At 60.2% G+C, this 26,414-nt stretch carries 26 protein-coding genes; 17 read left to right on the top strand and 9 right to left on the bottom strand.

The features are described from left to right. Window positions 1-101 precede the first annotated feature (101 nt). From glgB to THEVEDRAFT_RS07105, 4 genes are read left to right on the top strand one after another with little or no spacing between them, the layout of a single operon-like run. Window positions 102-2,024 (top strand): 1,4-alpha-glucan branching protein GlgB, encoded by a 1,923-nt coding sequence (gene glgB / locus THEVEDRAFT_RS07120; protein WP_040825404.1) that lies wholly within the window; start codon window positions 102-104, stop codon window positions 2,022-2,024. A gap of 9 nt (window positions 2,025-2,033) precedes the next feature. After that, a complete protein-coding gene (gene malQ / locus THEVEDRAFT_RS07115) occupies window positions 2,034-3,560 on the top strand; it encodes a 4-alpha-glucanotransferase (RefSeq protein ID WP_342610191.1) in 1,527 nt (508 codons plus the stop codon). Beyond that, window positions 3,548-3,913, top strand: a complete 366-nt coding sequence (locus THEVEDRAFT_RS09200) for an Hpt domain-containing protein (RefSeq protein ID WP_006584041.1) — start codon at window positions 3,548-3,550, stop codon at window positions 3,911-3,913. Before malQ ends, THEVEDRAFT_RS09200 begins: the two co-directional genes overlap by 13 nt. Continuing rightward, window positions 3,910-4,896 carry an ornithine cyclodeaminase family protein gene (locus THEVEDRAFT_RS07105; protein ID WP_006584040.1) on the top strand — a complete coding sequence of 329 codons (987 nt, stop codon included), beginning with the start codon at window positions 3,910-3,912 and terminating at the stop codon, window positions 4,894-4,896. The genes THEVEDRAFT_RS09200 and THEVEDRAFT_RS07105 overlap by 4 nt, the downstream gene beginning before the upstream one ends. A gap of 46 nt (window positions 4,897-4,942) precedes the next feature. Here the strand turns inward: THEVEDRAFT_RS07105 and THEVEDRAFT_RS07100 are convergent, their stop codons facing one another. Continuing rightward, window positions 4,943-6,175 (bottom strand): LTA synthase family protein, encoded by a 1,233-nt coding sequence (locus tag THEVEDRAFT_RS07100; protein WP_006584039.1) that lies wholly within the window; start codon window positions 6,173-6,175, stop codon window positions 4,943-4,945. A 120-nt stretch (window positions 6,176-6,295) separates the two neighbouring features. On the opposite strand from THEVEDRAFT_RS07100, the gene THEVEDRAFT_RS09895 reads away from it, so the two are divergent. Together THEVEDRAFT_RS09895 and THEVEDRAFT_RS09890 are read left to right on the top strand one after the other, a co-directional pair. After that, complete coding sequence (locus THEVEDRAFT_RS09895; protein WP_245522634.1) at window positions 6,296-6,511, top strand: pyridoxamine 5'-phosphate oxidase family protein; 216 nt, start codon at window positions 6,296-6,298, stop codon at window positions 6,509-6,511. Further along, window positions 6,462-6,689: a hypothetical protein gene (locus THEVEDRAFT_RS09890; protein ID WP_245522633.1), complete on the top strand. Its 228-nt coding sequence runs from the start codon at window positions 6,462-6,464 to the stop codon at window positions 6,687-6,689. The genes THEVEDRAFT_RS09895 and THEVEDRAFT_RS09890 overlap by 50 nt, the downstream gene beginning before the upstream one ends. A gap of 156 nt (window positions 6,690-6,845) precedes the next feature. Here THEVEDRAFT_RS09890 and THEVEDRAFT_RS07090 read toward each other — a convergent pair whose 3' ends face one another. Beyond that, entirely contained in the window at window positions 6,846-8,192 is a 1,347-nt protein-coding gene (locus THEVEDRAFT_RS07090; RefSeq protein WP_006584037.1) for an alanine/glycine:cation symporter family protein, read from the bottom strand. Window positions 8,193-8,716: 524 nt separating this feature from the next. Between THEVEDRAFT_RS07090 and THEVEDRAFT_RS07085 the strand changes: the two genes are divergently transcribed. From THEVEDRAFT_RS07085 to THEVEDRAFT_RS07070, 4 genes are all read left to right on the top strand, one after another. Then, window positions 8,717-10,633, top strand: a complete 1,917-nt coding sequence (locus THEVEDRAFT_RS07085) for an LTA synthase family protein (protein WP_006584036.1) — start codon at window positions 8,717-8,719, stop codon at window positions 10,631-10,633. Between the two features lie 119 nt (window positions 10,634-10,752). Then, window positions 10,753-12,072: a glycosyltransferase family 2 protein gene (locus THEVEDRAFT_RS07080; RefSeq protein ID WP_006584035.1), complete on the top strand. Its 1,320-nt coding sequence runs from the start codon at window positions 10,753-10,755 to the stop codon at window positions 12,070-12,072. 209 nt (window positions 12,073-12,281) lie between these two features. Then, window positions 12,282-13,271 (top strand): TAXI family TRAP transporter solute-binding subunit, encoded by a 990-nt coding sequence (locus THEVEDRAFT_RS07075; RefSeq protein ID WP_006584034.1) that lies wholly within the window; start codon window positions 12,282-12,284, stop codon window positions 13,269-13,271. Window positions 13,272-13,290: 19 nt separating this feature from the next. Then, window positions 13,291-15,300, top strand: coding sequence for a TRAP transporter permease (locus THEVEDRAFT_RS07070; RefSeq protein ID WP_006584033.1), 2,010 nt, complete (start codon window positions 13,291-13,293; stop codon window positions 15,298-15,300). Between the two features lie 93 nt (window positions 15,301-15,393). On the opposite strand, the gene THEVEDRAFT_RS07065 is transcribed toward THEVEDRAFT_RS07070, so the two are convergent. The 3 genes from THEVEDRAFT_RS07065 to THEVEDRAFT_RS07055 form a co-directional block, all read right to left on the bottom strand. Beyond that, the gene (locus THEVEDRAFT_RS07065; RefSeq protein WP_425358255.1) at window positions 15,394-16,224 is read right to left on the bottom strand and encodes a hypothetical protein; all 831 of its coding nucleotides are present in this window, start codon (window positions 16,222-16,224) and stop codon (window positions 15,394-15,396) included. Window positions 16,225-16,253: 29 nt separating this feature from the next. Further along, window positions 16,254-17,180: a CsgG/HfaB family protein gene (locus THEVEDRAFT_RS07060; protein WP_006584031.1), complete on the bottom strand. Its 927-nt coding sequence runs from the start codon at window positions 17,178-17,180 to the stop codon at window positions 16,254-16,256. Window positions 17,181-17,530: 350 nt separating this feature from the next. After that, window positions 17,531-17,704 carry a 4Fe-4S binding protein gene (locus THEVEDRAFT_RS07055; protein ID WP_006584030.1) on the bottom strand — a complete coding sequence of 58 codons (174 nt, stop codon included), beginning with the start codon at window positions 17,702-17,704 and terminating at the stop codon, window positions 17,531-17,533. A gap of 322 nt (window positions 17,705-18,026) precedes the next feature. Here THEVEDRAFT_RS07055 and THEVEDRAFT_RS07050 point away from each other — a divergent pair, with 322 nt between their 5' ends. The 3 genes from THEVEDRAFT_RS07050 to THEVEDRAFT_RS07040 all read left to right on the top strand — a co-directional run bounded on the left by THEVEDRAFT_RS07050 (window position 18,027) and on the right by THEVEDRAFT_RS07040 (window position 21,354). Continuing rightward, entirely contained in the window at window positions 18,027-18,935 is a 909-nt protein-coding gene (locus tag THEVEDRAFT_RS07050; RefSeq protein WP_006584029.1) for a phosphate acyltransferase, read from the top strand. A gap of 66 nt (window positions 18,936-19,001) precedes the next feature. Further along, complete coding sequence (gene iorA / locus THEVEDRAFT_RS07045; protein ID WP_006584028.1) at window positions 19,002-20,780, top strand: indolepyruvate ferredoxin oxidoreductase subunit alpha; 1,779 nt, start codon at window positions 19,002-19,004, stop codon at window positions 20,778-20,780. After that, the gene (locus tag THEVEDRAFT_RS07040; RefSeq protein ID WP_006584027.1) at window positions 20,773-21,354 is read left to right on the top strand and encodes an indolepyruvate oxidoreductase subunit beta; all 582 of its coding nucleotides are present in this window, start codon (window positions 20,773-20,775) and stop codon (window positions 21,352-21,354) included. Before iorA ends, THEVEDRAFT_RS07040 begins: the two co-directional genes overlap by 8 nt. A 149-nt stretch (window positions 21,355-21,503) precedes the next feature. Here the strand turns inward: THEVEDRAFT_RS07040 and THEVEDRAFT_RS09495 are convergent, their stop codons facing one another. The 4 genes from THEVEDRAFT_RS09495 to THEVEDRAFT_RS07025 all read right to left on the bottom strand — a co-directional run bounded on the left by THEVEDRAFT_RS09495 (window position 21,504) and on the right by THEVEDRAFT_RS07025 (window position 24,374). Next, window positions 21,504-21,674: a hypothetical protein gene (locus THEVEDRAFT_RS09495; protein WP_006584026.1), complete on the bottom strand. Its 171-nt coding sequence runs from the start codon at window positions 21,672-21,674 to the stop codon at window positions 21,504-21,506. A 64-nt stretch (window positions 21,675-21,738) separates the two neighbouring features. Further along, window positions 21,739-22,080: a hypothetical protein gene (locus THEVEDRAFT_RS07035; protein ID WP_006584025.1), complete on the bottom strand. Its 342-nt coding sequence runs from the start codon at window positions 22,078-22,080 to the stop codon at window positions 21,739-21,741. An 81-nt stretch (window positions 22,081-22,161) separates the two neighbouring features. After that, entirely contained in the window at window positions 22,162-23,568 is a 1,407-nt protein-coding gene (locus tag THEVEDRAFT_RS07030) for a sodium-dependent transporter (protein ID WP_006584024.1), read from the bottom strand. Between the two features lie 176 nt (window positions 23,569-23,744). Beyond that, complete coding sequence (locus THEVEDRAFT_RS07025) at window positions 23,745-24,374, bottom strand: nitroreductase family protein (protein WP_006584023.1); 630 nt, start codon at window positions 24,372-24,374, stop codon at window positions 23,745-23,747. Window positions 24,375-24,506: 132 nt separating this feature from the next. Between THEVEDRAFT_RS07025 and THEVEDRAFT_RS07020 the strand changes: the two genes are divergently transcribed. Genes THEVEDRAFT_RS07020 through THEVEDRAFT_RS07005 form a run of 4 tightly spaced genes read left to right on the top strand, consistent with a single transcriptional unit; the run spans window position 24,507 to window position 26,331 of the window. Beyond that, a complete protein-coding gene (locus tag THEVEDRAFT_RS07020) occupies window positions 24,507-24,800 on the top strand; it encodes a DUF883 family protein (RefSeq protein WP_006584022.1) in 294 nt (97 codons plus the stop codon). 28 nt (window positions 24,801-24,828) lie between these two features. After that, entirely contained in the window at window positions 24,829-25,104 is a 276-nt protein-coding gene (locus THEVEDRAFT_RS07015; RefSeq protein ID WP_040825399.1) for a hypothetical protein, read from the top strand. Further along, a complete protein-coding gene (locus tag THEVEDRAFT_RS07010) occupies window positions 25,071-25,322 on the top strand; it encodes a hypothetical protein (RefSeq protein WP_040825397.1) in 252 nt (83 codons plus the stop codon). Before THEVEDRAFT_RS07015 ends, THEVEDRAFT_RS07010 begins: the two co-directional genes overlap by 34 nt. Further along, the gene (locus THEVEDRAFT_RS07005) at window positions 25,309-26,331 is read left to right on the top strand and encodes a hypothetical protein (RefSeq protein ID WP_006584019.1); all 1,023 of its coding nucleotides are present in this window, start codon (window positions 25,309-25,311) and stop codon (window positions 26,329-26,331) included. Before THEVEDRAFT_RS07010 ends, THEVEDRAFT_RS07005 begins: the two co-directional genes overlap by 14 nt. Window positions 26,332-26,414: the final 83 nt, after the last annotated feature.

Genomic DNA, 26,414 nt, shown 5'->3' with positions numbered 1-26,414 from the left:
TTTTTCATTGTAACGCCGGTTTGCAGGGACGACAAACCGTGCCTATGGGATACAATATATGGCAAGCTTACGAGCGAATTATATCCGCTTATCTGGTGGTGATGATATTGAGCGGTGCTGTGCCTGGGATAAGCCTCATGAGCGATTACGACGTGTATCTATTTCGGGAGGGTCGTCACTTCAGGTTGTACCGCTGTCTTGGTTGCCACCTGATGGAGGTGGACGGTCAAGGGGGGGCTCTTTTCGCGGTATGGGCTCCCAACGCGGAATGGGTGTCCGTTGCGGGGGACTTCAACGGCTGGGACCGGGGGTCCCACCGGCTGTACCCTCGATGGGACGGTTCCGGGGTGTTCGAGGGATTCGTGCCCTTCGTCAAGCCTGGGGACAGGTACAAGTACGTGATAAGGTCCAGGGTGACCGGGGAGACATATGAGAAGGCGGACCCGTTCGGATTCTTCTTCGAGTGCCCTCCCCGAAGCGCATCGGTGGTCTGGGATCTTTCCTATCGGTGGGGGGATGATTCCTGGATGTCAGCCAGGCCGGATAGGAACTCGCTGGACTCCCCTTGGACCGTATACGAGGTTCACCCGGGCTCATGGCAGAGGGTGCCGGAGGATGGCAACAGGCCCCTTTCGTACCGGGAGCTTGCGGAGAGGCTTGGGAACTACCTTCTGGAGACCGGTTTCACCCACCTGGAGCTGTTGCCTGTTATGGAGCACCCGTTCTACGGTTCCTGGGGCTATCAGACCATTGGGTACTTTGCCCCCTCCGCCCGCTATGGAACCCCCCAGGACTTCATGGCCTTTGTGGATCACATGCATCACCTCGGCATAGGGGTGATCCTCGATTGGGTTCCCTCCCACTTCCCCAAGGACGGGCACGGCCTTGGGCTCTTCGACGGGACCTGCCTTTTCGAACACCAGGACCCCAGAAAGGGGTACCATCCGGACTGGAAGAGCGGCATCTTCAACTACGATCGCAACGAGGTTAGGAGCTTCCTCATAAGCTCCGCTGCCTTTTGGTGCGACGTCTACCACGCCGATGGCCTCAGGGTGGATGCGGTGGCCTCGATGCTGTACCTGGACTACTCGAGGAAGCACGGGGAATGGATTCCTAACCAATACGGGGGAAGGGAGAACCTGGGGGCCATAGAGTTCCTCCGGGCCATGAACTGCGAGCTCTACCGGAGCTTCCCGGGGATCCAGACCATAGCGGAGGAGTCCACCGCTTGGCCCATGGTGAGCCGCCCGACCTTCCTTGGGGGGTTGGGATTTGGGATGAAGTGGAACATGGGATGGATGCACGACGTGCTGTCCCACATGTCCAGGGATCCCGTTCATCGCAAGTGGCACTTCGACGAGCTCACCTTTGGGCTTTGGTACAACTACTCGGAGAACTTCGTGCTTCCCCTATCCCATGACGAGGTGGTTCACGGGAAGGGCTCCCTATGGGGCAAGATGTGGGGGGACGAATGGAACAAGGCGGCTTCGCTGCGGCTGCTTTACGGTTGGATGTACTGTCATCCCGGCAAGAAGCTCCTGTTCATGGGGGGGGAGTTCGGCCAGGAGAGGGAGTGGAACCACGAGTCCAGCCTTGACTGGCATCTGATGGGGGAGTCGGAGCTGCACCGGGGGATCTTCCAGTGGGTTAAGGACCTGAACCGGTTCGTTCGGTCCCGTCCTGCCATGTACCAGTTGGACTTCGACCCCAGGGGATTCCAGTGGGTGGACTGTGATGACCGGGACAACGGCATATTGGCGTGCCTCAGGTTCTCGGAGGATGGCCCAGTGGTGTTGGGGGTTGGGAACTTCACCCCTGTTCCTCGCAGGGATTATAGGCTGGGAGTCCCTTGCGGGGGTTTCTGGAGGGAGGTGCTCAACTCCGACGCTTCCCTGTACGGGGGATCTGGGGAGGGTAACCTGGGAGGTGTTTGGGCCTCGGATCTGGGCTCCCATGGGAGGCCCTATTCGCTGACGCTTACCATACCGGGGAACTCGTTCTTGTTCTTCGAGCCTCAAGGTTGACCTCAAAAAATAGGGGGTGGCAGAGTGTCCATGTTCCTTTCGAGGAAAAGGGGAGTGCTCCTGCACTTTACGTCCCTTAACGGCCCGTACGGGGCAGGGGACCTGGGGCCAGCTGCCAGGCAGATGGGGGAGCTCCTGGTCCAGGGTGGATGGACCCTGTGGCAGATGCTGCCCCTTAACTATCCGAACCCCGCCATGGGGTACAGCCCCTATGCCGCCTACGGGGCGTTCCCCTTGAACCCCACGATAATATCGATAGATGATCTGGTGTCCCAGGGCTTGATAGGGGCGGATCTGGCCAAGTCCCTGAGGGTTCCCCTGGATGACCCGTGGCGGGCGGATCTTGCAGGGGCTTTCGCGTCGAGGCGCAGGGCGGTGGAGGAGGCCTTTAGGGCCTTCAGGGGCGGGGCCAGACAGGATCTTGAGGAGGATTACCAGGGGTTCTTGGAGGATAACTCCTTCTGGATCCACCGGTGGGGGCTTTTCATGGCCCTCAAGGAGTCCTTCCGGGGAGAGATATGGACCCGCTGGCCCAGCTGGGCCGGAAGGTTCGAGACCGCCTTGGCTCAAGCGGGCGGGGAGCTTTTGGACAGGAGCGAGTTCTTCAAGTTCGAGCAGTTCTTGGCGTTTAGGCAGTTCAGGTCCTTCCGGGATTTCTGCGCCTCCAGGGGTATAGTCCTTGTGGGGGATCTGCCCATATACGTGGCCCACGACGGGATGGATCCCTGGGCCTTCCCGGAGCTCTTTGAGCTTGATGGGGAGGGCAACCCCGTGGAGGTGGCGGGGGTTCCGCCGGACTACTTCAGCGACACCGGTCAGCGGTGGGGAAACCCCCTTTACCGCTGGGAGGTTATGAAGGAGGACCGGTACCATTGGTGGTTCATGAGGCTTAAGGCCTCCCTTCAGGTCTTCGATGTGGTGAGGATAGACCACTTCCGGGGTTTCGCCGGTTACTGGGCCATACCGTTCGAGGAGGAGACTGCGGTGAGGGGCCGCTGGAGGGAGGGGCCTGGGAGCGGTTTCTTCGACTTGATCCTTGAGAGGTTCGGCTTCGCATCCCCCGAGGAGGGCAAGCCCTGTCCGCTTCCCTTGGTGGCGGAGGACTTGGGGGTGATAACCGACGATGTCACGTCCCTCCGCTTGAAATATGGTATGCCCGGGATGAGGGTCCTGCAGTTCGCATTCTCTGGGGGGGAGGACAATCCGCACCTTCCCTGGAATCACGAGGCCTTAGGGGTCGCCTATACGGGTACCCACGACAACGACACGTCCCTTGGATGGTGGCTCAAGGCCTCTCCGGAGGAGAGGGGGGCTTTAAGGCGCATGGTGGGGCGGTCTTTGGATCCGGAGGGGGCGGTGGAGGCCATGGTGAGGCTTATTCTTTGTTCCCCCTCCAGGTGGCGGGTCATACCGCTTCAGGACCTGCTCTGCCTTGGCAGCGGGCACCGGATGAACACCCCGTCGTCGGTGAAGGGCAACTGGGTTTTCAGGGCCCATCGAGTTGAGCCAAGGAGGCTGTTGGCATGGAGCATTTAGATCTGGATGACGATTCCCTGCCCGATTTTGACGTCCAGGGTCTTTGGGACCGCTTGGATGGGGATGTGGAGGCCCTCGTAAGGCTTCTGGAGATGTTTCAGGAGGAGTTCCCAATCCGGGTGATGGAGCTCAAGGATAGCCTGGACCGGGGAGATCTTGAGGGGGCCTCCAAGTGCGCCCACTCTCTGAAGGGGCTTTGTGCCAGCATGGGGGCTGAGAAGCTGCGCAGGCTTATGGCAGGGGCGGAGAAGGACCCTTTGAGTGCAAGCGGGGATTTTTTCAGGGCCGTCAGCCTATGTTTCTTACGTTTTGTGAAGATCTCGGAGGACCTGAGGAGGAGGTGGATCGGATGAAGCTGATTGGTGCGGAGGCGGTCAGAAAGGTTCTTCCCATGTCGGAGGCGGTTAAGGCGGTGAGGTCCGCCCTTGGGGCCTGGTCTAGCGGGAGGGCTCAGGTGCCGGTGAGGGAGAGGTTGTCATTGGAGCTGGGGGACGTGTTGGTGATGCCCGCCTCGGTGAAAGAGGTGAGCGAGGCCGCGGGGGTCAAGGTGGTGTCCGTCTTTCCCGGCAACGTGTCCTTGGATAAGCCCTCCGTCACGGCGCTGATGTTTCTTTTGTCCTCCGAGACCGGCGAGGTGGAGGCCCTGATCGACGGCACCGAGCTCACTAGGATTAGGACCGGTGCGGTCACCTGTTGCGCCACGGATCTCTTGGCTCGGAAGGATGCCTCCGTGGGGGCCCTTTTCGGCACCGGGGGGCAGGGGATGACCCAGCTGGAGGGGATGCTGCTCGCGAGGCCCCTAAAAAGGGTTAACGTTTACGATTGCGATCCCGATAGGAGCCGCAGGTTTGTGGAGCTCGCAGCCCCCATGGCGGAGGCAAGGGGCTGTTGGTTGGTGGCGGCGGAGTCCCCGGAGGATGCGGTGGCGGACGCTATGGTGGTGACCACTGCCACCACCTCCAGCAAGCCGGTCTTCCCGGGGGCAATGCTTCCAATGGGGGCTCACGTCAACGCCATAGGGGCCTACACCCCCACGTCAAGGGAGCTGGATTCCCAGACCCTGGAGAGGGCGGACTTGGTCTACGTGGACTACCTAAAGGGGGCCATGGAGGAGGCGGGAGACCTGCTGATACCGATCGAGGAGGGTAGGTTCGGCCCGGAGCGGATAACCGGTGAGCTGGGGGAGCTGATCCTGGGGGGCAAGGAGGGCAGGACCAGCAAGTTCCAGATAACGGTCATGAAGAGCGTGGGCTTCGGTGCCCTTGACGTGTTGTGCGCCCAGAGGGCTTTTAACAGGGCCCTATCGGAGGGGCTGGGAGTGGAGGTGTCCCTTTAGCGGGGGTCTCTTCCGGGACCCCTCGGCTTTATACCCTCTATCCCCGCTATTTCAACCCGAGGGTCCTGAGGCTCATCTCCTTTGCCCTTCGAGCGGCGTCCCATTGGGGGTTCAGCACCATGGGCACCACCGGCCTCTCCATGGTCATGTCCACCAGGGTTTTGCCGCCGAAGGCGCTCCAGTAGTCCCGGTATATGATCTCCTCCTGGGGGAACACCACTAGGCCCCTTGGTTCCTCCAGGAGGTCTTCCCCGAGTGCATTGGGCATCTTAAATCCCAAAAGGTGGGCCACCGTGGGGGATATGTCCCACTGGCCGCAGGGTATGTCCGACGATCCGGCCTCGTACGTCCCGTCCTCTCTGGGGATGAGGACTATGAAGGGTACCCTAGAGAAGTCCCTTTGCTTCCAGCCCTCGCTGGATATGGGTTTCATCTGGTTCTCCTGCAGGAACTGGTTCACCCTTTCCATCTCCAGCCCCGGGGCCCTGTGGTCTCCGTAGATCACCACCAGGGTCCTTCTGGCCAGGTCCGAGCCCTCCAGGGCGTCTATGAACTCCCCTAGGGCGTGGTCCGCGTAGTTGGCGCTTGCGAGGTAGTCCCCCAGGACGGTGCCCTCGAAGGGGCCTTTGGGGAAGTTCCATCCCTTGACCTTGTAGGGGTGATGGCTTGAGAGGGTCATCACCAGGGCGAAGAAGGGTTCCTTCAGTAGCTTCCGCTTGAACATCACGTGCCCGGTCTGCCGCAGGAGGCTCATGTCCGATATGCCAAGGCCCACCACGTCATCGTTCACCAGCTTCCCCCGATGGTAGTACTTGTCTATCCCGATGAGGGGGTACACCCTCCTGCGGTTCCAGACGGATGGGGAGTTGCCGTGGAATGCGTAGGTGTGGTATCCCATGGCTTTGAGCTGCTGGGGGAGAGATGGGATGGGGGAGCGCAGGAGGTTGAAGACCCCATGGTCCTTTAATGGCAGCAAGGAGCACATGGCCAGCAGCTCCGCGTCGGAGGTGTTGCCCATGCCGGTCTGGGGGTAGCAGCGGGTGAAGCTGAGGCCCCTTTGGACCAGCCGGTTAAGGTTGGGAGTTACCTCCTGCCCCTGCAGCTTGGAACCTATGAGGAACTGCTGGATGGACTCCATCTGTATGTATATCACGTTGAAGCCTCTGAACGCCCCGAACGGCACGGGGGGGACGTCTGCCCTGCCTGAGATTGGCAGCGCCAATAGCGTCAAGGCCGCGATGCCCGCCCCGTAAACCAGGGCCTTAAGCCTTCTTATCATGTCATCACCCCGGTAGGGGATTATACCCCCATCTTGCGCTGTCCGTCCCGCTGGGATATAGATATAAGGAGCAGGAAATTAAGCTGTAGGAGGTAGATAGAGTTGGCTTCCAAACGACAAATGTACGACTTCCTGAGCAAGAACCCCTTTGGTTTCCTGGCCACCGTCTCCCCCGAGGGACCCAGGGTGAGGCCCTTCATGTTCCAGTTTGAGGACCAGGGTTGTCCCTTGTTCTGCCTCTCCAACGACAAGGAGGTCTTCAGGCAGCTTAAGGAGGATCCCCGCTGTGAGGTGGCCTTCTGCCTCCCCCGACTGGTCGGTGACGCTGCGGATTAGGGGGGTCGCCGAGTTCTTCCCCGGGCTTGAGCAGAAGTCAAGGATACTGGAGGGGAATGAGACGCTGAAGGACATGTACAAGACCCCGGACAATCCACTGTTTGAGGTGTTTCGCCTCACCCAGTGGGAGGCCTTTTTCTGGGATTTCTCAGGCAAGAAGGATCCGGTGGAGAAGTGATCCCGGGGGCCACATCTTAGCAGTGCCCGGTTTATCCCCTGAGGCCCCGTCTTAAGGGGTCTTAGGGGACGAGAAGGTGCCGCAGGAGGGGGTGGAGCCCTTTTGCGGCACCGGTTTTTTAGTCCCCTGTTTGAATTGGTTAGGTTGTTCTGCCCGTCACTCTCTGCCCTGTGATTCGAACTCCTTCACCGCCTTTGCCACCACGGGACACAGCATGATGAGGGCCAGGAGGTTTGGGAACACCATGAGGCCGTTGAACGTGTCCGCCAGCTCCCACACCAGGTCCACCTTCAGGGTTGAGCCCAGGACTATGAATCCCACCACCGCTGCCTTGTACAGGGGCAGTCCCCTTGAGCCGAACAGGTATCTTACGTTGGCCTCCCCGAAGAAGTACCAGCCCACTATGGTGGAGAAGGCGAAGAACAGCAGGCAAACCGCCACGAAGGGGTTCCCGATGCTCCCGAGCGCGGAGGTGAAGGCCTTTTGGGTCAGCGCTATCCCCGTGGTCTTGCCGTCCAGGACGCCGGTGCATAGGATGACGAAAGCGGTCATGTTGAGGACCACGAAGGTGTCTATGAAGACCCCCACTATGCCCATGAGCCCTTGTTCAACCGGGTGGTCAACCTTTGCTACCGCGTGGGCGTGGGGGGTGGATCCCATGCCCGCCTCGTTGGAGAAGAGCCCCCTGGCGATCCCGTAGCGGGCCGCCTCCCTTATGGTGGCTCCGATGAGCCCTCCGGTGGCGGCGGCGGGGTTGAAGGCCCCCACCAGTATTGCCCTTATGGCCCCGGGGATTGCCCCTATGTGGGTGGCTAAGATGTACAGGCTTCCCAGTATGTATATGCCCGCCATGAGGGGCACCATCTTTTCCGTCACCGAGGCGATACGGCCGATGCCCCCTATGAAGACGAAGGCCCCGACGGCGCCAACCGCTATCCCAATCCATATGGGCGGCACGTGGAAGGCGGTGTGGAACGCGTCGGCTATGGAGTTTGACTGCACCATGTTCCCTATGAAGCCCAGGGCCACTATGATGGATATGGAGAAGAAGGCCGCAAGAGACCGCATGTTAAGCCCCTGGCTTATGTAGTAGGCGGGGCCTCCGGTGACCTGTCCCCGGTCGTCCTTGGCCTTGTATATCTGTCCCAGCACCGCTTCAGCGAGGTTGGTGGCCATGCCGAAGAAGGCCGCCAGGTACATCCAGAATATGGCTCCAGGTCCTCCCATGGCGATGGCGGTGGCGGCTCCCGCCAGGTTCCCGGTGCCTACCTGGGCGGCCACTGCGGTGGCCAGCGCCTGGAATGAGGACATTCCCTCCCTGTCAGCCCTTTTGCCGAACAGGTTCAGCTCCCCGAAGGCCTTTCGGAAGGCCTTTCTGAATAGCCTTACCTGAACGAACCCAAGCCTTAGGGTGTAGAAGATCCCGGTCCCGCACAGGAGGAATATCAGGAGGTACCCCCATAGCACCCCGTTTACCGTTTTTACGAGCTCAAGAAGATCCAATGCCGTCTCCTCCCTTCATGTCTTTGTGGATTAGCGGATAAGTGGATATCAGACAGAGGACATAAGCGGTGACATCCTCACCGGGATGCGCCGCCAGGGAGGAAAGGAGTGCCCCCAGGGTCCCGCCGGGGCCCATCCGGGGTCCTGAGGTCAACCCAAGCCGTTGCTCCAGTGGATTTTGCGTATCAAGGAGACCACCCCCTTGTTGGGGGGTATTTTAAATATCCCGTGTTCTCCCGTCTATATGATTAGAATATAAAAACTATTTACCGAGATAAACCATCAAATACAAAATAAAAATTCCGATCATATATTAGTTGTAATTTTGCAACAATAGCGTTTCCATGCCGATCCACCTAGCATGCCCCTGGGATCGACATCGTTGGGCCCTCCCCGGCGTGTCCCCCGCGGGCTGTGGTGCACCTTGCTGTGCGTGGGGTGCAGGCGGCTTGCCTTGACGGTTTAGAGGTGTATAATCTATCGGATTCTGACTTGAGGTAAGCTTCTTTGGAGGAATGGGTGTGATGAGTTTCATCCGTGGGTTGTTTAATCGGCTTGGATTTATGAGATCCCTTGAGGCGATGAAGGGGGATCTCGTTTGGTTCCTTGCGGTTTGGGCCGCGTCGGCGCTTAAGCTGCTTGCGGTGTGTGACGGGGTTTTCGCCGGCTCCTACCGGTATCCCCAGGTCCTTTGGTCCACCATTTTGGGGGTTCTGCCCTTCGCGGGTCTTCCCCTCCTCTTGCCCAGGCGGTTTCGTCTCTTGGGCATGTTCGCCTTGAGTGCCGGCTTTTCCGCCCTCTGTCTTGCGGATCTCTTGTCGTTCCGCTACTACTCGGACCTTTTCACCGTGAGGAGCCTCGTGTTTGCCGGGCAGCTTGGGGATGTATCGGACTCCGTGTGGGCCCTTTTGACCCCCGAGGACGGCCTCTGCGTGTTGGACCTGCCGCTGCTTTTCGCCGCCGCGGTGGTGAGGCTCTATAGGGCCAGGAGGGACCTTAGGGAAGTCCCCCTCAAGCGGAGGATCCTCTTCCCCGCCCTATGCCTTTTGGGGCTTACGCCGTTCCTAGTGCAGAGCGGGATCGCGAAGCTCAGGGTGCCGGGCTACATAAAGGCCATGTGGGATAGGCCGGCGGTTATGATGAGCTTAGGTCCCGTGGGGTATCACCTGGCGGACCTCATCAACGCCTCGGCGGACCTGTTTTCCTCCAAGGCGGTGGCGGCGGAGGAGGAAGAGGCCCTGGTGGATTGGGCGGTGAAGCGCAGCGCTCCTGACAAGTTGGAGGGTCGGGGCGGTCTGGCTGGCGCCGGCAGGGGGCTCAACTTAATAATGATACAGGTGGAGGCCCTTCAGGGTTTCGTGATCAACCGGTCCGTGGGGGGGCAGGAGATAACCCCTAACCTCAACCGCCTCGTTCGGGAGAGCATTTACTTCCCCAACACCTACAACCAGACCAGCCTGGGAAACAGCGCGGACGCGGAGTTCATGGCCCAGACCTCCATGTTCCCCGCGTCAAAGGGCGTTGCCTACACCCGTTTCTTCTCCAACGCCTTCGAGTCCCTGCCCAAGGCGTTGAAGCGCAGTGGGTATGCCACCCTGGCCCTGCACGGCGATAAGGCATCCTTCTGGAACAGACACCGGATGTACCCGTCCCTTGGTTTTGATAGGTACGTCAGCCGGGAGAAGATGCGGTTCGATGAGGCCATAGGCCTGGGCCTCTCGGACAGGAGCTTCTTCGCCCAGGCCTCTGAGATATTGTCACGGGAGAAGGGGCCCTTCTACGCGTTCCTGGTTACCCTTACCAGCCACTATCCCTACTCCTTTGAGGGCATACCGAGGGCCCTTAAGCTGGATGCCGCCTTGGAGGGAACCCTGTTGGGGGACTACCTGCAGGCCATCCACTATGCGGACGCCCAGATAGGCATGTTCCTAAGGGGGCTCAAATCCAGGGGCCTTCTCGATCGTTCTGTGGTGGTGCTGTACGGTGATCACGTGGCCATTCCCAGCGCCAACAAGGATGAGCTAGGGGCCTTCCTTGGGGAGGACATGGGGGAGGCGTTCCGCTGGAGGGCCGCTCAGACGGTGCCCTTCATGATACGCATGCCCCACGGCAAGGGGGCTGGAGTGATGGAGATCTCCACGGGGCACATGGACATAGCTCCCACGGTGGCGTCAATAATGGGGGTGGAGATGCCGTTGCCCTTCGGACAGGACCTCCTCTCCGCAAGGGTGGGTAACGTGGTCTTCCGGAACGGCACGTTCATCAGAGGCAGCGTCCTGGTGGATCCGGCGGCTGGAAGGGCGGCGAGCTTGAGGACCGGAGAGGCCGTGGACTTCAACGCCTACCGTGATGTGGCGGAGGAGGCGGCGGAGCTCCTCAGGTTCTCGGACCTGCTCCTCGAAAAAGATATGGTGGAGAGGGTTTGCCAACAGCTGCCTTAGGTGTAGAATACCTCGTCCCCTTAGGGTCGGGCGTGTATAACCGGTCTTAGAGTATTATCCTCAAGGCGTTTAGGGACAGTGTAGTTAGATAAGATCGTGGAACGGAGGGCTTGTGACCCATGAGCGGTGAGGAAATGATGTACTTTGCCATATGGTGGGGCTGGTGGCTGGTCCAGTGTTGCCTTTACTTGCTGTTTGGTCTTTTGATAGCGGATGGGGTGTACCAGTTTGTGATCAGTTTCCGGGGGTGGTGGACCCCGAAGGAGCCCCCAAAGGCCTCCAGGTACAGACGGTTTGCGGTTTTGATCCCCGCCCACAACGAGGCGAGGGTGATAGGGCCCCTTTTGGAGAGCCTTCGAGCCCAGGACTACCCCAAGAGCTGCTACCAGGTCTTCGTGTCCTGCGACAACTGCAGCGACGACACCGCCCAGGTGGCGGAGTCCTACGGGGCCACCGCCCTAATAAGGCGCGATACCACCAAGAGCGGCAAGACCTGGAACGTCCGCTGGGCGTTGACCCAGATCCCCATGGACGAGGTGGATGCCCTGGTGATGTTCGACGCGGACAACCTGGCGGCCAAGGACTTTTTAAGCCGGATGAACGACTACATGGAGGCCCATCCGGAGGCCGAGGCGGTCCAGGGGGTCCTTGACGTCAAGAACCCGGACGATAACTGGCTCACCAAGGCCTACGCGCTGGCTTACTGGTACACAAACCGGTTCTGGCAGCTCGCCCGGTCCAACTGGGGGCTGTCCTGTACCCTGGGAGGCACCGGTCTTGTGATAAGGTCCTCCACCTTGAGGCGCATAGGCTGGAACCTGGAGAGCCTCACCGAGGACTTGGAGATGTCAACCCGTCTCATCCTCTCCGGCAGCCGGGTCCACTGGAACGAGTACGCGGTGGTGTATGACGAGAAGCCCCTGGACTACCGCATTTCGGTCCGACAGAGGACCCGGTGGATGCAGGGTCACTACTGGGTTTGCTGGCGGTACGGCATGGAGGCCTTGAGGATGTTCATTAGGACCCGCCGGATCCAGTACCTGGACCTGTTCCTCTACCTTTTGGCCCCCGCTAAGGCCTGCATATCCCTTATCGCCATGTTCGCCGGAATGGTCTACACGGTGGTGAACAACGCCATACTGTTCCCCACCCTGGAGAGCAAGGCCCCCACGTCGCCTTTGGAGTGGCTGGCCTTCGTGGGGCTCCCGGTGGCCATGATACTGGGGCACTGTTTCTTCGTGGCCCTGGTGGGGCCCTCGATGCACCGGCGAAGGCTCTGCGTCAGCTACGTCAAGGAGGTTTTCGGCTACTTCCTGTTCGGCCTTACCTGGATTCCCATCCTCTTCAAGGCCGCGTTCCTGGCGAAGCACCAGGGCGTTTGGGTGAAGACCGAACACACCAGGAGCATATCCATAGAGCAGCTGGCCCGGAGGAACTAACACCCTTGGGGGTTGGCTGCGTGCGCATGTGATCTTACTCGGTTCTAGGGCTGTGAGTCACGGCTCGCTTACGGAGGGCGCTTCGCCCTCCGTTTTTTCGTTTTTGACAGTTTTACTAAGAGCAGGGGGTTTGACTATATCCATTGGGCAATGCATTATATTATAACGAGCTTTGGGTGAAGATCACGATGCTTGAAAGGAGGGTTTTCATGAGGTACAGGTCTTTGGTCTTCGCGGTTTGTTTGATGTTGGGGTTGGCGGTTCCCACCCAGTCCTTTGGGGCGGGGAAGTTCATAACCATAGTTACGGGCAGCACCGGTGGGACCTACTACCCAGTGGGCACCATATTGGCCAACCACTTCAACATGGTCCTGGGCTCCAAGGGGTATAAGTGGTCCGCCCAGAGCAGCGGAGGCACCGCGGAGAACCTGGAGATGTTGAGGAAGAAGGAGGCGGAGATGGCCATAGCCATGTCCAACCTCACCGGCTTTGCCTACACCGGTACGGTGCGCTACGAGGGCAAGCGAATTGAGAACGTGAGGTACGTGATGGGGCTTTGGCCCGACGTGACCCAGTTTGTGGTGAGGGCGGACTCCAAGATATCCACCTGGAAGGACCTCAAGGGCAAGAAGATAGCGGTGGGCCCCGCCGCCTCGGGCACGGAGTTCTCAAGCCGTGTTTTGCTCAAGGCCTTGGGGGGGCTTGAGTTCAGCGACATAATACCCGAAAGGGTGGGCTATACCGAGGCCTCCCAGGCGCTCCAGAACGGCCAGCTCGACGGGTTCAACGCGGAGGCGGGCATACCCACCGGAGCGGTGGCGGAGCTTTTGGCCAGCAGGACCAAGGTGAAGTTCCTCGAGTTCTCCGACGAGGACATGCAGAAGCTCCGGAAGGATGCGCCGTTCTACTACCGAGTGGTGGTGCCGGCCAACACCTATCCCAAGCAGGACAAGCCGCTCATGCTGGCGGGGGTTAAGTCTGCCCTCATCGTGGACAAGAGCGTTCCCGACCAGGTGGTCTACGACATGCTCAAGGTCATCTACGACAACAAGGACAAGATGCAGAAGGAGCACGCCGCCTTCACCAAGATAGACTACGAAAAGCCCCTGGACGGGCTGTTCGGAGCTCCCCTGCACCCCGGAGCCATAAAGTTCTTCATGGATAGGGGTGTAAAGATACCTCCCAAGCTTCTCCCTTAATAAACTTTAGGAGGTTTTATTGCAACAGTCGGTCCTGTGCCCGGGTCTTGGGGCTTTCGCGCCCTGGCCCGGGTACGGGGTTTTAGCCGCGGAAACGGAGGTAACCGCTTTGGTTGGTAATCTGCTAAAACTGCTGTCTCCCTTTGAGAGCGTCCCGTTAAGGCACTTTGAAGGGGCCGTTGGAAGATGGACCGCCCTTTTCGCGGTTGCCATATCCCTGATCCACTGTTGGATGAACACCGTGGGGGTCATGATGACCATAAAGATGAACGCCATACACCTTGGGACCCTCATGGCGCTCACGTTCATCCTCTGTCCCGCCCTGCCTTCGTCACCCATGAAGCGTCCCTCTGTCCCGGATGTGGCCATGGCGGCCTTCTCCCTGTTCTCCGCCCTCTACATGCTCCTAAGATACGATCACCTTCTGGCGGTCAACATGGAGCCCTCCGGGATGGACCTTTGGGTGGCGGCGGCTATGATAGTGGTCCTCACCGAGGCAAGCAGGCGGTCGGTGGGGATACCCTTGACGTTGCTGAGCCTGTTTTTCCTTGGCTATACCCGTTTCGGTCCCTATTTCCCCGGGCTTTTTGCCCACCGGGGGTTTAACTGGGAGAGGATACTGGTGAGGATGGTGTTCACCGACGAGGGGATATACGGCACCACCCTTACGGTCTCCGCCACCTACGTCTTCATGTTCATCCTCTTCGGATCGTTCCTTGCGGCCACGAAGACCAGCGAGTTCTTCAACGACCTCGCCATGGCGTTGGCCGGCAGGTACCGGGGAGGTCCCGCCAAGGTGTCGGTGATAGCCTCTGCGCTCATGGGTACAATCTCCGGCAGCGCCCAGGCTAACGTGGCCACCACCGGGGCCTTCACCATACCGCTTATGAAGAAGATAGGCTATCCCGACTACTTCGCCGGCGCCGTCGAGGCCTCCGCCAGCACCGGAGGCATACTCATGCCCCCCATAATGGGGGCCTCGGCTTTCATAATGAGCTCCTTCCTGGGCATCCCCTACGTGAAGATAATGCTGGCCGGGTTCGCCCCCGCCATACTGTACTTCCTGGGCATCATGTTCATGGTGGATCTCAAGGCAAAACGCCAGGGGATGAAGGGCCTTCCCGAGGATGAAGTGCCCCCCCTTTCCAAGACCATGAGGGAAAGGGGACACATGATGATACCCTTGGCCTTCATAATGTACATGTTGGTGGCGGGCTATACCCCCCTGTTCTCCGCAATGGCGGGGTTGGTGGCCATCATCGTGGTCTCCTCCCTGAGGAAAAGCACCAGGATGAGCCTTAGGGACGCCATGGTGGCCCTGGAGGAGGGAGCCAAGAGCTCCGCCTCCGTGGCGGTATCTTGTGCCATAGTGGGCTTCATAGTTGGATCGGTGGGCATGACGGGCCTTGGGCAGGTGATAGCCATGAACATAATGCACCTCTCCGGGGGGATGCTGTGGGCGTCGCTTCTGCTGTGCATGGTGGCCTCGATAGTCCTTGGCATGGGGCTCCCCTCCACCGCTTGCTACATAGTGGTGGCCACCATCGCCGCCCCGGCCCTTCAGGGCATGGGGGTGACCCCCCTGGCAGCCCACTTCTTCGCATTCTACTACGGCACCCTCTCGGGGGTCGTTCCGCCGGTGGCGCTTACGAGCTTCACCGCCGCGGGCCTATCGGGAGGTCGTCCCTCCAAGGTGGCCCTCATGGGCTTGTTCCTGGCGTCCTCGGGGCTGATACTCCCGTTCTTCTTCGTCTACAACCCGGTGCTCCTGTTGGTGGACTTCTCGTGGCTCAAGTTCCTGGAGGTGTTCGCCGTTGCCGCCGTGGGAATACTGTTCCTGTCCTGCGCCTTCATTGGAACCGGGCTTTCCGATATGACCTGGTGGGAGAGGCTATTGTTCTTCGCCTCCGGCATAGTCCTGGTCTACCCTAAGGGGGCGGGTTTTAAGATGGCCCTCATAACGGTTGCGATCACCGCCTCCCTGCACTGGCTGCTCACGATAAGGAGGAGGCCCCTTCAGGCCTCCTGATGCCTTAAGCTCGGATCTTTATTTTAAGATAGGAGAAGGGGGCCTTTGGGGCCCCCTTCTTGGCTCTCGCACCTGGAGATCGGAGGCGTTTTGTCACTCGAATGTGGCAACCACCACGCCCCCTTGAACCACCGCGGATTTCACTCCCCTAACGGCCCTTACCGCGTAGGCTAGCTCCTCTAAGGTGCCGCCGAAGCTGACGGATATGGAGCCCCTTCCGCCTCCGTAGGAGGTCACCGCCGCCTCCGAGGTGGCGGAATGGTTCTTAATGGCTCCTAGTACGTCGTTCACCCCCTGGAAGTCGTTGGCGTTCATGAGCTGCACAACCACCTTCCGGTAAGATGAGGGAGCCTTGGAGCTGTGGATGGACTGGCTCGGGCCGGAGATCAGCTTCCTTGCCAGCTCCTGGGCCGCCGCCTCAACGGCCCTCTGGGAGGCCTCGTCCGGAGTGCCCCCAAGCTGCTTTGAACTGCTCATCTCGCTTAGCAGGTACTTGCCGTCCTGGGTTGAGTAGCCCTGGATGGTCACCGTGGCGGTGGCGGTGTAGGTGCCGAAGTCGTTCTTCACCGCTTGGGCCATGGTGGCCTTCCCCACCAGGAATATCCTGACGTCGTAGATCTTTCCCAGCTCCCGTATGGCCTTGGGGTTGCCGTTCATGAGAAGCTCTGACCGCTTGTCCTGCTTTATCCTCTCCACCTGGGCGGCGTTGACCACCGGGTAGCCGTTCTCGATGAGCGTCTTGGTTATCACCGTGGAGGAGGTGTCCACCGCCAGGTTCTCCCGGAAAAACCCGCTGGCCTCCTCGAATATGACCACCGCTATGCGCTTGTGCTGGGGCAGCATGGCCCCGAAGGCCAAGGAAGCGCCCAAGAGACACATCAGTGCCGCCGCCCCAAGGGATTTAAAGACCCTCAAAAAGAACACCTCCTTCGCAGGGCAAATGGCTGCGTGCCCTACCTTATGCCCATCTTGAAGCTATCAACGTCCCCCCAGTACGGTACCGCCTTGTCCCCCCGGCGGACGTCCACTCCCTTGATGAGTGTACCCTTGGAATAGTTGGGGTTCACCTCGGTTATCTTGATGAGCCCAAGGGGTATCTTCTCCACGTCCAGTATCTCCCCCTTGATCCCCAACACCGGGTTGCCCTCCGCGTAGATCATGAAGATCTGTCCCGCCTGGACCCCGCTGTTCACCCCTCCGTCTATGGTGACCACCTTGGCCATCTCTGAGAGCACGTTGTAGGGCTTTACCGCTATGGCGGAGCCCGCCTTGCTCTTTATCTGGTCCACCGCCTTGGTGACCGCCTTGTACGTGGCCTGTCCGAGGAGCCCTCCGGCCTTGCCGGTGCCGAACACCGCGGAGTCGTAAGCAAAGCCCCCCTGGGTCTGATTAGCCGCCCCCTCCGCCTTGGCGGTGAGCACTATCTCCCCGGTGGTGGAGTTGATGAGCCTCACGTCCAAGGTCACGTACGCGGTCTCGGATCCCACCGCCACCCCGCTGAGCCCCCCGAAGGGGAGCGGTATCACCCCGCCGGATGCCTCGTACTTGTACTGGGTCACGGAGCCCGTTATGAGGTAGTCGGCCCCCAGCATCTTCCCCATCTGCACCGCCGCGGTGGGGTCCATGAGGCCCTGGGCGGACATCCGCTGCTCCAACGCTATCTGCTCCAGCCTAGACCTCTCCACCACGGAGAACATGCCGGTGTTGAAGAGTTCGTTGGTCATCATGTCCGCTATGGCCTCCGCGGGGGCTCCCGCGCCGGAGTTGTCCTGGAAGCTCAACACCGCCACCCGGGTCTTCCCCTGGGCCATGGAAGCTAGGAGCAGCACTAAGCCCAACACCAGCAGGGTTCTGCCGAGCTTGCCCACACGATTTCCCATGGGTATCACCTCCCATTTTTTGATTTTAAATTATAGCATTTTACTAATGAATATGTGCAGCCTATTCGGAATTTTTTGCCGGCCCTCTTCGTGGTATGGGCCGGTTGTGGTCTCGTGCCTTGCAGCATCCTCCCAACAGCGGTCCTTTTTCGTCTCCGGTGATTGGGGTGTTCCTCTGGCCTCGGCGGCTGGATTGAGGGGTTTTTGTGGTGTTTCGGGGGTTTTGCTTGGAGGGGATGGGGCTGGTGGCGGTATAGCTGGATGGAGGGTGGGCTTCGACAGGCCCTGGGGGATACGAGAGGGGGAGGCCCTTAGTCAGGGCCTCCCGAAGCGGATTGGTGCTTACCGGCTTACTGGGAGATGGCGCTCACCGGGCAGGTGGCGACGCAGGCGCCGCACTCCACGCAGCTGTCGGGATTGACCTCCGCCTTTCCGTCCGCCATGGAGATGGCGGAGGTGGGGCACACGCCCACGCAAGCCTCGCAACCCACGCAGGTATCCTTGTCTACTACAGCCTTGGCCATTTTCGCTCCTCCTCTTCGCTGAGATGGGCTTCCATGAAGCCGTTACCAATTTTAAACGCTGGGCCGTCATGTCACAACCGTTGGAGCGGAGAAAAGGGGCTCCGGGAATGCTCTTCTAATATATAGCTTCAAAAATAATAAAAACATAAAAGCGATAAAGGATGACGGGAAAAGGCTGTTTTTTTATCCAAATGGGGCTGATGAGATCTGGACAAGGTCCCCCTTGGGTATTAATCTTGGGTTTGTGGTGCGGTGCAGAACTTTTGTGTTATTTGGGTTATTGGCTTATTTGTGGCATCTCACATAACTGGGGGGTAGACGGATGCTTCGAAGCTACGACGAGGTGCTTAAGAGGGTGCTGGAGGGGAGTCCGGTGACCTTGGCGGTGGCGGCGGCGGAGGATCGGGAGGTCTTGGAGTGCGTGGCCATGGCCAAGGGTATGGGTCTTTGCGATGCCCTTTTGGTGGGTGATCCGGAGCGCATTGCCCCCTTGGCGGAGGAGGTGGGGCTTAAGGACTTCCAGGTGATCCCGGATCCCGATCCGGTATCAGCGGCTCTTACCGCCTCCGAGGCGGTCAGGAACCGTAGGGCCCAGGTGCTCATGAAGGGGCTTGTGAACACCAGCGACTTCATGAGGGGTGTGCTTAACCCGGACAAGGGTCTTAGGACCGGCAATCTCATAAGCCACCTGTCGGTGTTTCAGATACCCGGGGAGGAGCGGCTGGTATTCCACTCTGACGGGGGAATAAACATAGCTCCGGACCTGGATGCCAAGAGGGGGATACTGGCCAACGCCCTGGTGGCTCTTCGGGCTTTGGGGTATGAGTGTCCCAACGTGGCGATCCTGAGCGCCAACGAGCAGGTTAACCCCAAGATGCAGTCCACGGTGGACGCCGCTGCGCTGGTGGAGGAGTGGAAGTCCGGGGCCTTCGGGGACTGCGTGGTGGAGGGGCCCATAGCGCTTGACGTGGCGGTGTCCCCGGAGGCTGCGAAGCACAAGGGGATAGACAGCAAGATCTCCGGCGAGGTGGACCTGTTCCTCATGCCCAACATAGAGGCCGGCAACGTGGCGGGGAAGAGCCTCATCTACTATGCGAAGGCCCAGATGGCGGGTCTGGTCCTAGGGGCCGCCGCCCCAATAGTCCTCACCTCTCGGTCTGAGACCGCCAAGGGTAAGCTGTACTCCATAGCCATGGCCTGTCTGGTCTCCCAGGGGAGCGCAAATCTCTAGGTTTTAAGCCCCTCTTTTTCGAGAGGGCTGCGAAGGTGACTAAACGCACAGAAGGAGGGGAAGGTCTTGGCCAATAAGGCGATACTGACGGGGAACGAGGCGATAGCCCGAGGGGCCTGGGAGGCGGGGCTCCACGTGGCGGCCGCGTATCCCGGGACCCCTAGCACGGAGATACTGGAGAACCTGTCCCAGTACAAGGAGGTCTACTCCGAGTGGTCCGTCAACGAGAAGGTGGCTTTGGAGGTGGCCAGCGGAGCGTCCCTCGGGGGTGCCAGGGCGCTGGCGGCCATGAAGCACGTGGGGGTGAACGTGGCGGCGGACCCGCTCTTCACCATGGCGTACATAGGGGTCAACGGCGGCTTGGTCCTGGTTTCCGCCGACGACCCCGGTCTTTTCAGCTCCCAGAACGAGCAGGACAACCGCTGGTACGCCCTCCACGCCAAGGTGCCCATGCTGGAGCCCTCGGACAGCCAGGAGTGCAAGGACTTCATAAAGGCCGCCTTTGAGATATCCGAGCGTTTTGACACCCCGGTGCTCTTCAGGGTCACCACTAGGGTGTGCCACAGCAAGGGCATCGTGGAGCTGGGGGAGCGGGAGGAGCGGCCCGTAATGGAGTATCAGCGGGACATAAGGAAGACCCTCATGGCCCCGTCCTCCGCCAAGGCCCGCCACTACGTGGTGGAGGAGAGGCTCAAGGCCTTGAGGGACTTCTCCAACCACTGCCCTTACAACCGCATAGAGTGGGGCAGCCGCCGCGAAGTGGGGGTAATAGCCAGCGGCATAGGCTATCAGCATGCCCGGGAGGTCTTCGGAGACCAGGCCAGCTACCTCAAGATAGGGTTTTCGTACCCCCTGCCGGACGAGATGATAAGGGCCTTCGCCAAGTGCGTGGACCGGGTGTACGTGGTGGAGGAGAACGAGCCGTATATAGAGAACTTCGTCAAGCAGCTGGGGATCCAGTGCGTGGGCAGGGAGCTTTTGCCCCCCGTGGACGAGCTGTCTCCTGCGGTGGTGCGGAGGGCCTTCGTATCATCGGAGACCCCGGCGGTTACCGTACCGGACTGCGAGATCCCCGGACGTCCTCCGGTGCTCTGTGCCGGATGCCCTCACCGGGGGATCTTCTACGCCATGAGCCGGGTTAAGGACAAGGTGGTCACCAGCGACATAGGCTGCTACACCCTGGGGGCCATGGAGCCCTTGAACGTGGGTGACACGGTCATCTGCATGGGCGCGTCGGTCTCCGCCGGCGTTGGGTTCCAGAAGGTTCAGCAGCTGGCGGGGCGGAAGGGCAAGGTTTTTGGCGTCATCGGGGACTCCACCTTCTTCCACTCCGGTATCACGGGCCTCATAGACTCGGTGTACAACAAGGTGCCCTTGGCGCTGGTCATAGTGGACAACCGTATAACCGCCATGACGGGGCACCAGGAGAACCCCGGGACAGGCCGCACGTTGATGGGGGAGGAGACCGTGTCTTTGGACATAGAGGCCCTGTGCGTGGCCTGCGGGGTGAAGCGGGAGAACCTGATGGTGGTGGATCCCTACGACTACAAGGCCTGCGAGGGGGCGGTGAAGGCCGCGGAGGCCTCGGAGGAGCCGTTCGTCATAATAACCCGCCGCCCATGTGCCCTGATAAAGGACGTTCAGCGCTCCCGGGCGGGGGTGCACTGCGTGGTGGACCAGTCCAAGTGCGTCAAGTGCAAGTCCTGTCTCAGGCCCGGGTGCCCGGCCATAGCGATGAAGGACGGGGTGATAACCATAGACGTGGCCCAGTGCAACGGGTGCGGCCTTTGCATGCAGCTCTGCCCCAAGGGGGCCATCTCGAGGGAGGGCGAGGTCAATGAATAGTAACTCAACCAAGAGCATTCTCCTGGTCGGCGTGGGCGGACAGGGGACCATACTGGCCTCCAAGGTCCTCTCCGAGGGCCTGATGCGGATGGGATACGACGTTAAGATGTCGGAGATCCACGGCATGTCCCAGCGGGGTGGCAGCGTCACCACCCACGTGCGCTACGGCTCCAAGGTCTATTCCCCGGTCATATCGGAGGGGGAGGCGGACATACTGGTGGCCTTTGAGAAGCTGGAGGCCGCAAGGTGGCTCACCTACCTTAAGGACCGGGGGGTCCTGGTGGTTAACGATTACGAGATATACCCAGTCCCGGTCCTCCTGGGACGGGCCAAGTACCCGGAGGACTTGAACGGCATGTTCCGCCGGAAGGTTAAGGATGTCAAGATATTCGACGCCGGGAAGGTGGCCCAGGACCTTGGGAACGTGAAGGCCCAGAACGTGGTGCTACTTGGAGCTTTGATCAAGGCCATGGGGCTTGACGCCATAAACTGGGAGGAGGTCCTGGCGGAGGTGGTGCCTGCCAGGTTCCTGGAGCTCAACGTGAAGGCCCTCAAGGCGGGGATGGAGCTTTAGGCAGCCCCTGGGGATGCGGGGCTCCCCCAAGGGACCGCCGCGCCGGGGCTAGAGAAAGTTTAAGGGCGGGGATCATCCCCGCCCTTAAACTTGTTCTTTTCCGAACCCGCTTGTTCAACCCCGCATTGCCCGCGGCAGGGAAGCGGTATCTAGCCGTCCCAAACGCCGGGGTTTGCCCCCGCGCGATTCATCAGGTCCTGCACCGTCACCATGCTCCGCCTCAAGGAGGAGGCCCGATCCCCGTCGAAGAGCAGCTCCAGCCTTTCCCCGTTGAGGCTCATGGTGTAGACGATCCCCAGTATCCTTTTTATGAGCGCCAAACCCAACACCTCCCCTTGGATGTTGGGTTCATGATAACTCACAGTAAAACAAAAGTCAAGCAGGTTACCCTATGGAATTCAACACCTTGCCCTTTGGGTCCTTGGGCCTATGGGCCTCCAGGAACGGGAGGGGCCTTTCCTTGACCCGCTTGAGCACCTCCTGGGGATCCTGGCCGATGTTCGCCTGGGCTGCGGCATGGACGTCCCCCTCCCCGGGGCGGGGTTTTGGGTCCTCTTCCCCCTTGTGGTCCCATGGCCGGTGATCGTAGCTCCCCTTGCGCTCCTCCTCTTCCAACAGGTCCTCCCAGCGGCGCTTCAACCTGCCGGGCGCCCCCTTGGGATTTCTCTTTGGACGGATGGGCTCCACGGAGTTAACTCCCGTCACGGGGTCCACCTTGCGATCCATCTACGATCACCTCCGAAGGGTCCTATATGATTATCGGACCTTCGGAGGTGGTCTTACCGGGACCTTGGAATCATTTTATAGTTAAATTTTTATTATGCCTGTGGTGTTGAGGAAGACCAGGAGCAGGAGGGCGGGGGTTATGTAGCGCACGATGAAGATGTAGCACCTTATCAGCCCTTGGTTGTTCAGCGTCCCGTTGTTGGAGAGCTCTTCCTCCACCGTGGCGGGCTTGATGAAGTAGCCCACGAACAGGGCGGTGAGGAGTCCTCCGATGGGCATTAGGATGTTGCTGGAGAGGTGGTCATACAGGTCGAAGAAGCTCTTGCCCAAGACCTTTACGTGCCCCAGGTAGCCGGTGCTGTCCGCCGAGAGGGTGGCGGTGGCTCCCACCAGGGCGATTATGAGGCAGTTCACCAGCGCCGCCTTGGGCCTTTTTATGCCGAGCTCCTCCACCATGAAGGCTATGGGGACCTCGATGATGGACAACATGGCGGTGGTGGCGGCGAAACAGGTGAGCAGGAAGAAGCACGCCAGAAGCACGCTGCCCATGGGTATTTGGCTGAACACCAGGGGTATCGTCATGAACAGAAGTCCCGGCCCCGCGGAGGGCTCCATGTGGAAGCTGAACACCGTGGGGAATATGGCGAGCCCCGCCAGCATCGATACCAGGGTGTCCGAGGCCGCAACGCGCACGGCGGTGTTGAGCATCCGGTTGTCCTGGGTGAAGTAGGACCCGTAGGTTATCATGGTGCTCATTCCCAGGGACAGCTTGAAGAACGCAAGCCCCAGGGCGGAGAGGATCACCGAGGCGGTTACCTTGGAGAAGTCCACCTTGAATAGGAAGGCCACCCCCTCCTTGGCTCCCGGGAGGGTGAGGGCCCTTACGTCGCACATTATTATGAGGACGAACAGCAGGGGCATGAGGGTCTTGGTTATCCGCTCGATGCCGCTTCTTACCCCCATTGAGATTGCGGTTCCCACCAGCCCCAACACTATCCACTGCCAGAGCAGCGGAGACATGGCACCCTTGAGGTCCTTGGCCCCGGCACCCACCACGCTCCGGAAAAGCGGCTCCACCTGGTCCTTGGTGATCCCCGCCAGCTGTCCCGTGGCGGCCTTGAAGAAGTAGAAGTAGACCCATCCCGCCACGTCGGTGTAGAAGAACATTATGAGGTATGCGGACAACACCCCCATGATGCCCACGAACCTCCAGGGGGTGTTGGGATTCCCCGTCACGTTCCTGAAGGATCCCACCGCGTTGCTCCTGCCCCGTCTGCCTATTATGAACTCACCGGTCATCACCGGTATCCCCACCAGGGCTATGCATATGAAGTAGATCACCAAGAAAGCCCCGCCTCCGTTCGCCCCGGTTAGGTACGGGAACTTCCAGATGTTCCCAAGCCCCACCGCGGATCCCAGGGTGGCGAAGAACACCGCAAGACCCGAGGAGAAGCCCTCCCTCTTGCTATCAGCGCTGGACAAAAGCACCAACTCCCTTCTGGTTTGGTTCCCCCGCAGGGGATTCGTATATATTTAGTTCCTTCGAGAGTTGAGTCAATAGAGGGAAATCGTTTTTGAATCTTAAGAAAAAAGGAACGGCGGCATGACTTTTGTAGTCATGCCGCCCCTGAAGCTGAACCGATATTCAAAGCCTTGCGGTTGGCCTAAAACCTCTCCCGATGCAGGAACCCCTCCAGGGGCCTTCTCATGCCCCTGGGAAGCAGGGTGACCCCTTCCTTGAGGTAGCCCACCGCTATGAGCATGGGGATCACAAGCCTATCTGGTATCCCAAAGGTCTCCTTGACCTTGGCCTCGTCGAACCCGTCCATCGGATGGGTGGATAGCCCATGTCCCATGGCGGCCACCATGACGCTCATGGCGAATAGGGATGCGTTCTTGGCGGCGAAGAGCCTGCGCCTTTCCGAGTCCGGTTCGCCGTAAAGCTTGAACGGCATGGGCCTGGTCCTAGCCGCGTCCTCCGCCTTCATGTAGCCCAGCCGGATCATGCTCTCCAGCACCGGGTCGATGTGGTTCTCCACCGCCATGGGGTCCCCCGCCACTATGAGGACCGCCGAGGCCTCCTCCACCTTGGGCTGGTTGAAGGCGCACTCCCTAAGCCTGCGCTTGTTATCCTTGTCCTTTACCAATATGACCTCCCAGGGCTGGAGGTTGAACGACGAAGGTGCTAGGTTGGCCTCCTCCAGTACCGCCTCAAGAACCCCTTCCGGTATCTCCCTGTTAGGGTCGAAGAAGTTTATGGATCGTCTCTGCCTTAGGGCCTCCGATACCTCCATGACGTGCCACTCCCTTCGTTTCGATATTTATGCGATTATATCAGTTTTTGAGTTTATTGATGTGATGTCGCGGTTTGGTTGTTTAGCTATATAATTGAACATGTAATCCATAGCCCTTTGGAGGTGACTGGGATGGAGGAGGATCTTAAGGAGATACTGCGTCGTCTGGAGGCCCTGGAGCAGAGGGTGTCGGGGGAAGCAATGGATGAGCGCGAGGGGGAAGAGCGCATCCGGAGGTATCTTGAGGGGCTTAAGGACAGGATCCTGGAGGGGATATCAAAGGGAGCTGGAGCCGTGGCAGAGCCGGCCTCGGAGGCGTTAAGCCGTGCCAAAGTGATGGTGGGAGAGTCGCCGCTGGCGGTGGCGGCCCTGGCCTTTGGGGCGGGGCTCCTGCTGGGGGCCCTGGTGCGGCACAGGCAGGACTAGGCGGATAAGGCGGGAAGGTGCCCTTGGGATGGAGACGCTGGCGAAGCTGTTCTTAAGCGCCCTTGAAACCCTCGAGGCGGAGATGCGGCTCATCCGGGCCCTTTGGGCCCGGTGGGTAGCGGGGGTCGCCATCGGTATATTGTTCATTGGGTTGGGGGCGGGCTTCGCGGCCTACGGGGGGGCCCTTTGGGCTTCCCCGTACCTAGGCCGTCCCGGTGCTTTTGCCCTTGCAGGGGCGGCCCTTTGTGCGTTGGGAGCGGGGTGTTTCCGTTGGGCTTCGGGACCTCGGAGGAAAGGGAGCTGACCGCCGCCCGGGAGAGGCTCATGGCCCTCTCCAGGGATGCGGACCGGTGGCTTTCGGACAACGTCCCGGCCTTGACGGCCGGGGCTTTCGGGGCGGGGTTCGTGGTTGGGCTTGCCGGGGGATCCAAGAGGGCCCTCATGAAGGCCCTCTTGAGGGTGATCCCCTTGGCGGGAGCCTTGCTGTTGGAACAGGGGGGTGGAGCCGATGAGGGTCTTTAGCCTTTTTAAGAGGCGGTCCGCAGCGCTTGCCGTATGGTCCGGGGCGCTGTTCCTGGTCCTTTGGGCCTTTCATGGATCCGCCCTAGGGGAGCCGGACCCCAGGAACAGCCGGTACCTGCTTCCGGGGGACCTGTGGGTTTCCCTTTCGGATGGCGAGGGTGTGGCGGGGGATCTGGTGGTCCAGCTGGTTGACGCAAGACCCCTGGACCCCTTGGGGCTTACCTGGGCGGCTCTGCTCAAGACGGTTTGCAGGGGTGAGACCGAGTGGTTCATCGCCTCCGCTGGGGAGTCCCCCTTCAAGACCGTCCCCCTAGAGGACCGCAGCTGGGTCAGGCTCTCCGTGTCGGCGAACCTCCCGAGCTTCCTGCCCAAGGTGGTCCGCGTCATAGATGAGCAGGGCAGGGACCTTCGCTTCAGGCCCCAGGACGATCGGCTGGTCCCCCTGTCGGATGATTGGGAGATGCCGATCGTCAAGAAACCGGTCATATACCTGTATCCCCCCGTCAGGACCTTCGTGGTCCTGGAGCCCAAGCCCTTGGGGAAGGTGGTGGAGGCCGATCCTCCACTGGGGCCCTGGAGGGTATACGCCTCCCCGGACGGTTCCCTTTCCACCGGCGGCCACAGCCTTTACTATGAGTGCTCCCTGGACGGGGACGTCCGAGTGGAGCTCGGGGGATGGGTGGTTCGTGCCGATGACCTGGACCGGGGACTAAGGGCGGTTGGGAACGCCTTGGGGCTTGAGGGCCCGGAGGTGGAGGAGTTCGCGAACTACTGGCGGCCCATACTGAAACGATATGGGGTGGACGTGGCGGTGAAACCCTTTGACCCGTCCTTCGTCCGGGTGCACATGCCCCTTGAGGTGGACCCATTGCCCGATACGGAGATAAGGGCCCTGGTGGCCTTCAGCCCCTGGGACGGGAAACCCCTTGAGACACCGGACATCAAGGTGCCCGTCAGGAGGGGGTTCACCCTGGTGGAGTGGGGAGGCCTGTGGATCGATAAGCCCTAGGGGTTAAAAAGATTAATTGAAAATCCTGGGTTGACAAAATTTTTAGAAGATCTATAATGTCACTGTCGCCCAGGACGGGCGGC

Origin of the sequence: Thermanaerovibrio velox DSM 12556 (assembly GCF_000237825.1) — a bacterium.
GTDB lineage: Bacteria > Synergistota > Synergistia > Synergistales > Synergistaceae > Thermanaerovibrio > Thermanaerovibrio velox.
Note: the sequence above shows the minus strand (reverse complement) of the source record. Positions and strands in the feature narration are given on the sequence as shown.

Coding starts and splice junctions, on each gene's coding strand:
- glgB (WP_040825404.1), top strand. CDS start 102: ATGATATTGAGCGGTGCTGTGCCTGGGATAAGCCTCATGAGCGATTAC.
- THEVEDRAFT_RS09200 (WP_006584041.1), top strand. CDS start 3,548: ATGGAGCATTTAGATCTGGATGACGATTCCCTGCCCGATTTTGACGTC.
- THEVEDRAFT_RS07105 (WP_006584040.1), top strand. CDS start 3,910: ATGAAGCTGATTGGTGCGGAGGCGGTCAGAAAGGTTCTTCCCATGTCG.
- THEVEDRAFT_RS07100 (WP_006584039.1), bottom strand. CDS start 6,175: ATGATAAGAAGGCTTAAGGCCCTGGTTTACGGGGCGGGCATCGCGGCC.
- THEVEDRAFT_RS09895 (WP_245522634.1), top strand. CDS start 6,296: ATGTACGACTTCCTGAGCAAGAACCCCTTTGGTTTCCTGGCCACCGTC.
- THEVEDRAFT_RS07085 (WP_006584036.1), top strand. CDS start 8,717: ATGAGTTTCATCCGTGGGTTGTTTAATCGGCTTGGATTTATGAGATCC.
- THEVEDRAFT_RS07080 (WP_006584035.1), top strand. CDS start 10,753: ATGAGCGGTGAGGAAATGATGTACTTTGCCATATGGTGGGGCTGGTGG.
- THEVEDRAFT_RS07075 (WP_006584034.1), top strand. CDS start 12,282: ATGAGGTACAGGTCTTTGGTCTTCGCGGTTTGTTTGATGTTGGGGTTG.
- THEVEDRAFT_RS07060 (WP_006584031.1), bottom strand. CDS start 17,180: ATGGGAAATCGTGTGGGCAAGCTCGGCAGAACCCTGCTGGTGTTGGGC.
- THEVEDRAFT_RS07055 (WP_006584030.1), bottom strand. CDS start 17,704: ATGGCCAAGGCTGTAGTAGACAAGGATACCTGCGTGGGTTGCGAGGCT.
- THEVEDRAFT_RS07050 (WP_006584029.1), top strand. CDS start 18,027: ATGCTTCGAAGCTACGACGAGGTGCTTAAGAGGGTGCTGGAGGGGAGT.
- THEVEDRAFT_RS07040 (WP_006584027.1), top strand. CDS start 20,773: ATGAATAGTAACTCAACCAAGAGCATTCTCCTGGTCGGCGTGGGCGGA.
- THEVEDRAFT_RS07035 (WP_006584025.1), bottom strand. CDS start 22,080: ATGGATCGCAAGGTGGACCCCGTGACGGGAGTTAACTCCGTGGAGCCC.
- THEVEDRAFT_RS07025 (WP_006584023.1), bottom strand. CDS start 24,374: ATGGAGGTATCGGAGGCCCTAAGGCAGAGACGATCCATAAACTTCTTC.
- THEVEDRAFT_RS07020 (WP_006584022.1), top strand. CDS start 24,507: ATGGAGGAGGATCTTAAGGAGATACTGCGTCGTCTGGAGGCCCTGGAG.
- THEVEDRAFT_RS07015 (WP_040825399.1), top strand. CDS start 24,829: ATGGAGACGCTGGCGAAGCTGTTCTTAAGCGCCCTTGAAACCCTCGAG.
- THEVEDRAFT_RS07005 (WP_006584019.1), top strand. CDS start 25,309: ATGAGGGTCTTTAGCCTTTTTAAGAGGCGGTCCGCAGCGCTTGCCGTA.